General features: G+C 67.3%; 9 protein-coding genes and 1 pseudogene (1 of these 10 cut by a window edge). 5 read left to right on the forward strand and 5 right to left on the reverse strand.

The window, feature by feature from the left end:
• Both K728_RS18495 and K728_RS0105555 read right to left on the reverse strand, forming a co-directional pair.
• Positions 1-432, reverse strand: the 5' portion of a protein-coding gene (locus K728_RS18495) for a cysteine dioxygenase (protein ID WP_202805322.1). Its footprint begins 78 nt before the window's first position; only the first 432 of its 510 coding nucleotides appear in the window; it begins with the start codon at positions 430-432; its stop codon lies beyond the left edge, outside the window.
• Complete coding sequence (locus K728_RS0105555) at positions 429-1322, reverse strand: hypothetical protein (protein WP_019483008.1); 894 nt, start codon at positions 1320-1322, stop codon at positions 429-431. The genes K728_RS18495 and K728_RS0105555 overlap by 4 nt, the downstream gene beginning before the upstream one ends.
• Before the next feature lie 166 nt (positions 1323-1488).
• Here K728_RS0105555 and K728_RS0105560 point away from each other — a divergent pair, with 166 nt between their 5' ends.
• Positions 1489-2508 (forward strand): LacI family DNA-binding transcriptional regulator, encoded by a 1020-nt coding sequence (locus tag K728_RS0105560; RefSeq protein ID WP_024476110.1) that lies wholly within the window; start codon positions 1489-1491, stop codon positions 2506-2508.
• Here K728_RS0105560 and K728_RS18500 read toward each other — a convergent pair.
• Positions 2453-3994: an aromatic amino acid lyase gene (locus K728_RS18500; RefSeq protein ID WP_051317623.1), complete on the reverse strand. Its 1542-nt coding sequence runs from the start codon at positions 3992-3994 to the stop codon at positions 2453-2455. The two genes, K728_RS0105560 and K728_RS18500, sit on opposite strands and share 56 nt — an antisense overlap.
• 7 nt (positions 3995-4001) lie before the next feature.
• The gene (locus K728_RS0105570) at positions 4002-5027 is read right to left on the reverse strand and encodes an ornithine cyclodeaminase family protein (protein ID WP_024476112.1); all 1026 of its coding nucleotides are present in this window, start codon (positions 5025-5027) and stop codon (positions 4002-4004) included.
• 111 nt (positions 5028-5138) lie between these two features.
• Here K728_RS0105570 and K728_RS0105575 point away from each other — a divergent pair, with 111 nt between their 5' ends.
• The 3 genes from K728_RS0105575 to K728_RS0105585 are packed head-to-tail and all read left to right on the forward strand — an operon-like array spanning position 5139 to position 7148.
• On the forward strand, positions 5139-5990 hold the full coding sequence (locus K728_RS0105575; RefSeq protein WP_024476113.1) for a MurR/RpiR family transcriptional regulator: 852 nt from the start codon (positions 5139-5141) through the stop codon (positions 5988-5990).
• Positions 5987-6616: a HutD/Ves family protein gene (locus K728_RS20065; protein ID WP_024476114.1), complete on the forward strand. Its 630-nt coding sequence runs from the start codon at positions 5987-5989 to the stop codon at positions 6614-6616. Before K728_RS0105575 ends, K728_RS20065 begins: the two co-directional genes overlap by 4 nt.
• Before the next feature lie 34 nt (positions 6617-6650).
• On the forward strand, positions 6651-7148 hold the full coding sequence (locus K728_RS0105585) for a GyrI-like domain-containing protein (RefSeq protein WP_024476115.1): 498 nt from the start codon (positions 6651-6653) through the stop codon (positions 7146-7148).
• Positions 7149-7202: 54 nt separating this feature from the next.
• Here K728_RS0105585 and K728_RS0105590 read toward each other — a convergent pair whose 3' ends face one another.
• Complete coding sequence (locus tag K728_RS0105590) at positions 7203-7592, reverse strand: hypothetical protein (protein WP_024476116.1); 390 nt, start codon at positions 7590-7592, stop codon at positions 7203-7205.
• A gap of 388 nt (positions 7593-7980) precedes the next feature.
• Between K728_RS0105590 and ribA the strand changes: the two are divergent.
• A pseudogene (ribA, locus tag K728_RS20875) lies at positions 7981-9043 on the forward strand (GTP cyclohydrolase II); the annotation flags it as partial.

Consider the following 9043-nt stretch of genomic DNA (forward strand, 5'->3'; position numbering starts at 1 on the left):
CGGGGAGTAGGCGTGGATGGAGACGGACCCGTCCACGGACCCGCCCATCCGGTGCACGTGGTCAGGCCCGAAGGAGAAGGACCTGCCGGCCTCCACCACGCGCCGGACGGGTTCGCCATTCATCCGCGGGTTGGCTTCAGTGACGGCTCCCTGGGTGACGACGACGGCGCCGGAGGAGATGTCGTGATCGTGCCAGCCGGTGTCGTCCTGGGTATTCCAGCACAGCAGCCAGACGTCGATGTTGGAGTCCCGGTACACGGAGGCATAGTGGCGTTCGCCGCCCTCGTGGTTGATGTGGTGTTCCCACAGCTCGGGGCGGGCAGCGAGGGTGGTGACCCAGTCCTGCAGTTCCTTCTGGCTGAGGGTGCGCCCGGGCAGGGCAGGAACGTCTGATTCAGTGAGGGCGAGGCCCTGGGGAGGTGCAGTGGTCATCGTGGAGTTCCTTTCAGGAGATGCTGAGGGTTGGCGGAAAAAAGCGCGTGGGTGAAGGCATGCCCGAGGCCCGGGTCGCGTGGCTCGGCGTAGGGCCGGTCGGAGCCGTGAATGATCGGGTCGACGCCGACCACCCGGATGGTCGCATCAATCGCCCGGGTGTCGTAGGAGGAAGTTTCGTAATAGACCAGCGGGTCGACGGCGCCAAACGTGCCGCCGCGCGCAGCGAGACGTTCGTGGTGCAGTGGCGCGAGCCCGGCCAGGGCCACGAAGGCGACCCGGAGTGTGGGGTGCTGGGCGCGGCCCACCGCGTGCCAGGCCAGCCAGGAGGCGTGCAACTGGGCAACATACGGCACCAGGGCTGGCCACCAGGACGGGGTTCCGGCGGTGACCGGGGCCGGCCCGGGATGGATCAGGAGCGGCTTGTCGGCCGCCTGCACCACGTCGAGGACCGGCCGCATCCGGCGGATTGCGTCAGGGTCGGCCAGCGCGGTGGCGGGCAGCTGCAGCCCCACCACCCGGTCATGATCCAGAATCTGGGCCAGGCCGTCGAGGTCGAACTCGCTCACCGGCGTCGCAGCCCAGACCAGGAACGGGTCGCCCAATTCGAGTGCCGACCTGTGCCAGATATCGATCAGCTCACGTGCTTCGTCGAAGGGTAGGTGCTCGATGCCCAGGGGGCTTGAGAGCGACAGCAGCACCTGGTCCTTCCCCTCGCGGGTTTCGCGGGTCCGGCGGACGTCGGTGTCATGGGCGAGGGGGTCGACGGCGTAGGGTGCCTCGCCGTCGATGAGCAGCTCCCAGCCGTTCAGTCGGGGGGTCTGGGTGCGGTTGCGGAGTGCATCGACGAACGCAGTCGGCCACAGGTGCTGGTGGCAATCGGTGCGCATGATGCCCTTTCGCGGAATGATCGAATGAGGTGTGAATTGCTCAGCACACTGAGGAAGTGAACCGGTTCACATCATTTATTGAACCGGTTCACACGAGCCTTTGTCAACCGAACCCCGGGGAGAACGCCCGGGGCACCGCGGGCCGGGTCGCACGTATGCTGGTCTGATGACCGGGGCCCAACGCAAAACACTCCAGGACATCGCCGACGCCGCCGGATTGTCGAAGGCCGCGACGTCCTATGCGCTGCGTGGCTTGCGGGGCTCGGAGGCCACGCAGGCGCGGGTGCGTGCCATTGCCGAGGAGTTCGGCTATTCGGCCGATCCCATTGCCCGGGCTCTCGCGAGCGGGCGCAGCGGCAACGTCGCCATCGTCGGATCACTCCGCGACCTGTGGCGTCAGGGGCTGGCCGTGATGCTGTCCGAGGCCCTCAGGGCGCAGGAGCTGTCGTCAATCATTGCCGACGTCGACGGCTCGCCCCAGCGCGAAGAGGAAGTGCTCCGCTCCCTGGCGGCGCAGCGCGTCGACGGGGTGATCGCGCTGCCGGTGGATCCGTCGGCGAGCTACTGGGCCGATGTCCCCAGCCAAACCCGCATCGTATCGATCGGGGACGCGCTCACGGCCCGCCCTGAATCGGAAAGTGTCCTCTTCGACAACGAATACGGCGTGGGCACCGCGCTGCAGCACCTCGCCGATCTGGGCCACCGCACCGTCGGGTTGCTGGCGCCCACGCTGCCCACCACCCCGGGGCGGCCGGCTGAACTGCTGGCCCAGAGCCTGGGGGATTCGATGGGGTTGAGGGTCACCGTGTCGTCGTCGCCGTCGTCAGTGCACGGGGCTGCTCACGCCGCGTCCCAGCTGCTGGCCGGCCGCGAGCGGCCCACCGCGCTGTTCTGCCTGGGCGATTCGATTGCGTTCGGTGCCTACCGCGCAGCGCGGGACCTGGGCCTTCAGGTCCCGGTGGACCTGTCGATCCTGGGCTTCGACGACAGCGAGCTTGCCTCACTGGTCAGCCCCGAGCTGACTACCTTCGGCTGGGATGAACAGGCAATCGTTGACGCGGCCGTCAGCGCCCTCACCATGCCCGGGGGCACCGGGACCGCCAGTGGCCGGGTGAGGTTCCGCCCCATCTTTATTGAGCGGGAATCGACAGCTCCTCCGTCGACACCCAGCGGCCCCAGCCACTAGCCAGCAGCTCGTTGAGCAGGGAAATATCCTTGCCGAACGCGCGGTCGTCGGTGCCTGCGGGCAGCAGGTCCGACGCGTCGTCCACCAGCGTCCCGAGCCGTCGGTCTACGTGTTCCAGCGGGTCCTGGGCCAGCCTGACGCCCTGGATCACCGTGAGCAGTTCGCACGCGAGGATGTCGCGCAGGCCCACCGCCGCGTGATCGCACGCCTCGGCGGCCTCCGCGGAGAAGCTCTGCACATCCTCCTGTCCGAAGGACGTTTCGATTGCTCCGACGCTGGAGGCCCTTGCCGCAGCCACCAGTTCATGCACGACGCCGACAGTCCGCTTGTGTACGGCGACCATCCCCGCGTACAGGCCGGGCTGCCCGGAGAGCTGCCGGGGGAGCCCGGTGAACCGTTCGTCCAACAACCGGTGGACCCGGGCCGCCGACGTTTCCGCAACGTGGATGAGGGACAGCCGCAGCCCGTCGAGGGAGGCAGACAGATCGAACCCGTCGAACCCCGCGGTGCCGATGAACCGCCCATCCAGGTACGCCGGTGAGTCGGTGACGCCGTTCAGGGCGCGCCCGACGGCGGCCTCCACCGCCGCGATGGAGCGCAGCAACTGGGCGACGGCCGGGCCCAGTACCCGGAAGGAGAGGGGCGACTGGAGAGTGCGGGGCGCGGAGTCCTCCCCGGCGAGCCGGCGGATCGCACCGAGCACCGTACCAAGCTCCGCGTCGGCACGGGCCAGCGCGGGATCAAATGGGTCCCGGCTCGCTCCCACCAGGCAGACCTCGGCGGATAGGAGGGCAATGGCCTGGGAGGCGAGCAGCCGGGCATCATTAGCCAGCAGGATGGCAAGCGCTGTGGTGACCGGCACCCCCTCGATGAGGGCCACACCCTCCTTGGTGCCAAATGAATACGGTGCCATCTCCGCCGCCTCAAACACGCCAGCAGCGTCGACGGCACCATCGCCGGCGTCAGCCAGGAAGGCGCCGGACCCGGTGAGGGCTCCACCAAGGTGGGCAAGGGGGATGATCTCGCCGGCGGCGCCAATACGGGTGCGGGGGATGGCCGGAAGCAGGTCCATGCTGAGCAGCTCCGCCAACCTGACGCACAGCTCAGCGGAGACGCCCGCGTCACCGGTGAGGAAGGTCCGCAGCCGGACCGCGATGACCGCACGGGTCTCCGGCCGGGTCAGCCAGGGTGCCGATCCTACCGCCCGGGCGAGCATGAGGTTGTTCTGGTGCCGGGACTGCGCGATGACGTCCAGCGGCACCTCGCTGGCGGCGCCCATCCCGGTGTTCACACCGTAGACGGGGGTGCCGTCGGCGAGCAGCTCCAGCACCTCCCGGCGCTGCTCCGCGATGGTGTCCAGGAGGCTCTTTTCCAGCCGGAGCGGCCGCCCCCCGGCAATCTCGGCGATTGCGGCAGCGTCCAGCTGCTGGGGGTTGGAGATGCGCAGCAGGGTGAGGTGGTCAACCGGGGCGTGGGTGTGATGCATGCGTCAGTTACCGGTACCTGAGCATGGTTCCGGTGTCGGCCTGCTCCGCCTTGGTGAGGATCAGGTGGGCGACCGCTACATCGAGGATCGACAGTCCACGGTGCCAGAGCAGGATCCGCTCGTCGTCGTTCTCCCGCCCCGGCTTCTGCCCGCTGACAATTTCGCCGAGCTGCGCGTACAGGGTCTCGGGGGACAGCCGTCCGGTGTCGACGTGCGGGCGGAGTGCGCCGAACCGCCCCGACTGTGCCTCGCGCCAGTCATCCACCACCACCTTGTCCATCACGTCGAGGAGGTCCAGTTCCACGGCGCTGACCGTTCCATAGGGCACCACGAACGCGCCGGGCTTGACCACGCCGGTGCGCAGCAGCGGTGCCGGCTCGTTCAGGCGGGACGCTTCGACCAGGATGTCGGCGTTGTCGAACGCTTCCTCGGCGGTGTCCACCACGCGTACCGGGGTGCTGATCTCGGCGCGCAGCTGCTCCGCGAAGGCCTCACGGGATTCGGGGCGCTTGCTGGTGACGCGGATTTCATCGAAGTCGAACATGCTGTCCAGCATGGTGACGTTCGAGAAAGCGGTGCCACGGGCTCCCACGTGGCCCAGGATCTTCGAGTCCTTGCGGGCCAGGTGCTTGGCGCCGACGGCGGTCATGGCACCGGTGCGTACCTCGGTGACCAGGGTGGCGTCCATGACGCAAAGCGGGACGCCGGTGGTCGGGTCGTACAGGGTGGCCATCGCGAGTTCGCTGGGCAGGCCCTGGAGATAGTTCGGAACAAAGTCACCCACCACCTTGACACCGCTGATGCCGTTGGCGCCGAGGTTGGAGACATGGCCGCGCAGCACGTTGAAGTGCCCCACTCCACCGTTGTTGGGCATCAGGTGCATGCGGGGTTCGAAGACCGTCTCGCCGCGGCCGTGGGAGGCGACGACGTCGTCCACTGCTTTGATGATTTCGGGGCGGGTGAGTTCCAGTGAGTCGATATCCGGACCGCTGAGGAATCGAAGCCAAATTTCGCGCTGACCCTGCTCTGACAAAAGAACCTCCGAAGGTGAATTGTTTCATGCACGTGTCGTAGCTGTGTATCATGCTATTCATAGTGAGCGGGATCACCAAACGATGACGTTACCGAAACCGGGGGACTGACTGTGCTGAGCGACCAATCATCAGCTGATCGCGCGCATGACTGGCTGGTGGACCTGGCGCATCGCCATCGGGTCTCGCCCACCCAGCGTCGCGTGATCCAATACATGCTTGCCTCACTCCCGGACGTGGCCTTCGCCTCGACCATCGACGTCGCTGAGGCCGCAGGGGTCAGCCAGCCCACCGTCACCCGACTGGCGACCGCGCTGGGGTATCCGGGCTATCCCGAGTTCCGCAGCGCCATCCGCGACGTGGTGCGCGGCAAGACCGCTCCACTCAACGGTGCAGGCGCCGAACGGCCCACCATCCTTGAGTTCGAACAGCAGAACATCGGCGCACTGGAACGTACAGTCGCCAGCGAGCAGATGCAGCGCGCGATCGACCTGCTCGCCGGTACCCAGCCGCTCGGAATCATCGGCCTCAGGGTCTCGGCCGCGCTCGCCGAGTACCTTGGCTACTTCGCCCGCCGCGTGCTACCGGACGTGCATGTGCTCTCCGATGCCGCCTCCATGGACGACGCGATCCTGCAGCTGCACCGCAACGGTGCCACAGCTGTCCTGGCCTTCGTGATGCCCCGGTACCCGGCGGTCACTGTCCGCGCCTTGGCGCAGGCCCGGTCGCTGGGCATGGCGACGGTGGCCATCGTCGACAGCCCGCTGGTGCCCTTCGCTCACGACGTCGATGCCCTCCTGGTAGCGCCCGTCGGCACCGACCTGGTGTTCGACTCCCACGCCGCCGCAGTCGTCCTGGCCATCTCGCTGCTGGATGCACTCGCCGCCCGGGACCCGCACCGCACCCAGGAGCTCCTGGAAGCGCACGAGGAACTGGTGGAGCGCTGGGCCCACACCCAGCGATGAGCGCCAGCTGGCTGCCGGCGTCGTCGCACCGGCGGGTGCCGTGGAAGAACGGCGGCGGCTACACCACCGAGCTGGTGGTTCGGCCCGACGACGATGCCACCGGGGCTGCTCAGGAGCCCTTCACCTGGCGGCTGAGCATCGCCACAGTGGACCGGGACGGCGGGTTCTCGTCGTTTACCGGCGTTAACCGGTCCCTGATGGCCCTTTCGCCCGGGGGGCTGGGCCTCGTGGACGGCGGACACCCGGTTGCCCTCGGCCAGTACGAGGTGCACCAGTTTGCCGGGGAGAACGACGTCGCCGCGACGGGAGTCACCGCCCCGACACTGGACCTGAACCTCATGACCCGGCGGGACGCCTACACCGGAGTGCTTGAGTACCTGCGGGTGGACGAACCCACCGACACCGGCAGGGAGCTCGCAGTTCCGCCGGGTGGGGCTGTCGTCGTTGTGCTGCTCGCCGGAACCCTGCACGTCGATGGGCAGCTGCTGGAACTCCACGACGCTGTGCTGATTGAGCACACGGGCGTGGTTGTCGATGGTGCGCTGCGGCTTTCCGGTGCCGCCGACGTGGCAGTGGCTTCGGTCTACCCGCTTCCGCGTGAGGGATTTACACGTACCGTCGGCTGATGCAAGATGGCAGGCACACACACCAGGAGGTCTGATGAACAGCGCAGAATTTGAGTCGGAGGAAGTCACCGAGGCTCAGCCCGAGCTGGTTACTGTTGAACCGGCGGTGACCGCCGTGATTCCCGGAGTGATCGCGATGGAGGAGCTCACCGGCTTTTTCGATCGGTCGTTCTCCCAGGTTCCGGCGGTGGTTGGCGCCCAGGAGGTGTCAATCGTTGGCCCGGCCATGGCGTTCTATAACGGGGTGCCCTACGAAACAGTGGATCTGGAGGTCGGATTCGTCACCGATCGCGAGGTGGAGCAGGACGGCGAAGTGGTGGCCAGTGCACTTCCCGGCGGCCGGGTGGCCAGACTGATGCACCAGGGATCCTTTGACACCCTCGGAGCGTCGTGGGAACGCCTGCAGGGGTGGATCACCGGTCAGGGTCTGACGCCCAGCGACGCCCTGTGGGAGGTCTACGTGACGGAGCCTACGCCCGACATGGATCCGGCCGACCTGCGGACCGAACTCAACTGGCTGGTTACCGAGTAGGCGTACCCCCAGTCGCGGAGGTGACAGTCCATTCGCCGTTTGTCCCGGGGTCGTTTAGTCCCGGAGACGGGCCTGGTACAGCCGGTCGTCGAGTTCCTCAAGGTCCTTCACCGCGGCGCAGAGGAGCAACTGCCCGAAGGTGGGGGTGGTGAGGACTGGCGCGGTGCCCACAGCGATGGCGATGGAGTCCGACTCGTCGTCGAGCGGGTGGGGGGCGGTCCGTTCGCACAGTTCGCGGGCGTCCAGGACAGCCTGGACCAGCGGGCGGCGCAACGCTTCCAGCCCGGAGAGGCGCTGCTCGGCGCTTTCGGCGCGGCGTCGGCGAAGGGGGGAAGCGCTGGGAAACTCGGGAGCGTCAATCATGACTGCCAGGTTGCCGTCCTGCGCTGCATACGAGCGCGCCAGACGGCGTCCGGTGTCGGATGATGGCCGTTTCGATTCCATGCTGCCCTATGCTCGGATGTCGGCAGCACCCCAGCGGGCTGCCCGTACTGCATTGCCGGCTCACGTGGTGTCTGCCGGATGGCTCAGCTATTGGGTCAACGTCCCGAACGCCCAGCCAGTTCCTGCTTTCGACGATAGTGAGTCCTGGAACGCCCCGGCTATAGTCAGCATGCTTTCTTTATCCGACTGTAACTGATGGGTGAGCAACTGTGACGACATTGTGATCGGCTCGCCGGGAGAGAATGCTCCGGCGAAGTCTGGGGGTCGCGCAACGCGGCTGGTCGCCTATTGTGGTTTTATGTCGATCAATTCGGCTCCCGGCTGGGGTGCCTCACAGGTAGAACGTGTTGTCGAAACGGTGTTGCCGACGCGCTATGGCGTGTTCCGGATGGTGGGGTACCGCGATTCCCGGAACAACGAGCACGTGGCGCTGGTGCGGGGCGACACCGGCAATGGGGCGATCCCGCTGGTGCGCGTGCACTCCGAATGCCTCACGGGGGACGCTCTCGGGTCCTACCGGTGTGACTGCGGTGAACAACTCGCGGCCTCCCTGCAACGGATCAGCGAGGAGGGCACCGGCGTCGTCATTTACGTACGTGGGCACGAAGGGCGGGGGATTGGCCTCCTGGAGAAGCTGCGCGCATACGCCTTGCAGGACCAGGGTGCCGACACAGTGGACGCGAACACCTCGCTGGGGTTGCCGGTCGATGCACGCGACTACGTGCAGAGCACCGAGATCCTGCACGACCTCGGAATCACCCGTATCCGGTTGCTCTCCTCGAACCCCGCGAAACAGGAAGCCCTGGAAAGCGGCGGCATCACCGTCGCGGGGCGCAGCGGCCTGAACATTGCACAGCGGCCCGAGAACGCCGGCTACATCGCCACGAAACGGGCCAGGATGAGGCACGACGGCGAACCGGTCCAGGACCTCTGGCGTCAGCTCACCGAGGGCACCGTCCCCGAAGGGTCGGTGCACGGTCTCGCCGCCGAGCTCATCACCCGCTACGGACCGCTGGTGCAGGCTATCCGCCCCGACAGCCGGCTGGTCATTGGCCAGCTTGGCCAGAGTCTCGACGGCTTCATCGCGTCGCGGACCGGCGATGCACGGTTTGTGACGGGCAGTGAGGACCGCGAGCATCTGCACCGGCTGCGCGCCCTGGTGGACGCGGTGGTCATCGGAGCGTCGACGGTAACGGCTGACGACTGCCAGCTCACGGTGCGGGCGGTGGAGGGACCCAACCCGCTCAGGGTGGTGCTGGATCCACACGCCCGGATCCCCGCCACCTCATTGGTCCTGACCGACGGCGCCGCTCCCACCCTCTGGCTGGTGGGCATCGAGGCTACCGTTCCAACTGGCCTACCCGACAACGTCAGCGTCCAACGGCTGGTGTCCGACGACTTCGCGCCGCACCGCCTGCTGGACCTGCTGGCGGACCTCGGACACCCGCGGG

It is taken from the genome of Arthrobacter sp. CAL618 (assembly GCF_000468215.1).
Classification (GTDB): domain Bacteria; phylum Actinomycetota; class Actinomycetes; order Actinomycetales; family Micrococcaceae; genus Arthrobacter_D.

Bases quoted from the DNA above. Each gene is read 5' to 3' on its own strand.
- K728_RS0105555 (WP_019483008.1), bottom strand. From the start codon at position 1,322: ATGCGCACCGATTGCCACCAGCACCTGTGGCCGACTGCGTTCGTCGAT.
- K728_RS0105560 (WP_024476110.1), top strand. From the start codon at position 1,489: ATGACCGGGGCCCAACGCAAAACACTCCAGGACATCGCCGACGCCGCC.
- K728_RS18500 (WP_051317623.1), bottom strand. From the start codon at position 3,994: ATGCATCACACCCACGCCCCGGTTGACCACCTCACCCTGCTGCGCATC.
- K728_RS20065 (WP_024476114.1), top strand. From the start codon at position 5,987: ATGAGCGCCAGCTGGCTGCCGGCGTCGTCGCACCGGCGGGTGCCGTGG.
- K728_RS0105585 (WP_024476115.1), top strand. From the start codon at position 6,651: ATGAACAGCGCAGAATTTGAGTCGGAGGAAGTCACCGAGGCTCAGCCC.
- K728_RS0105590 (WP_024476116.1), bottom strand. From the start codon at position 7,592: ATGGAATCGAAACGGCCATCATCCGACACCGGACGCCGTCTGGCGCGC.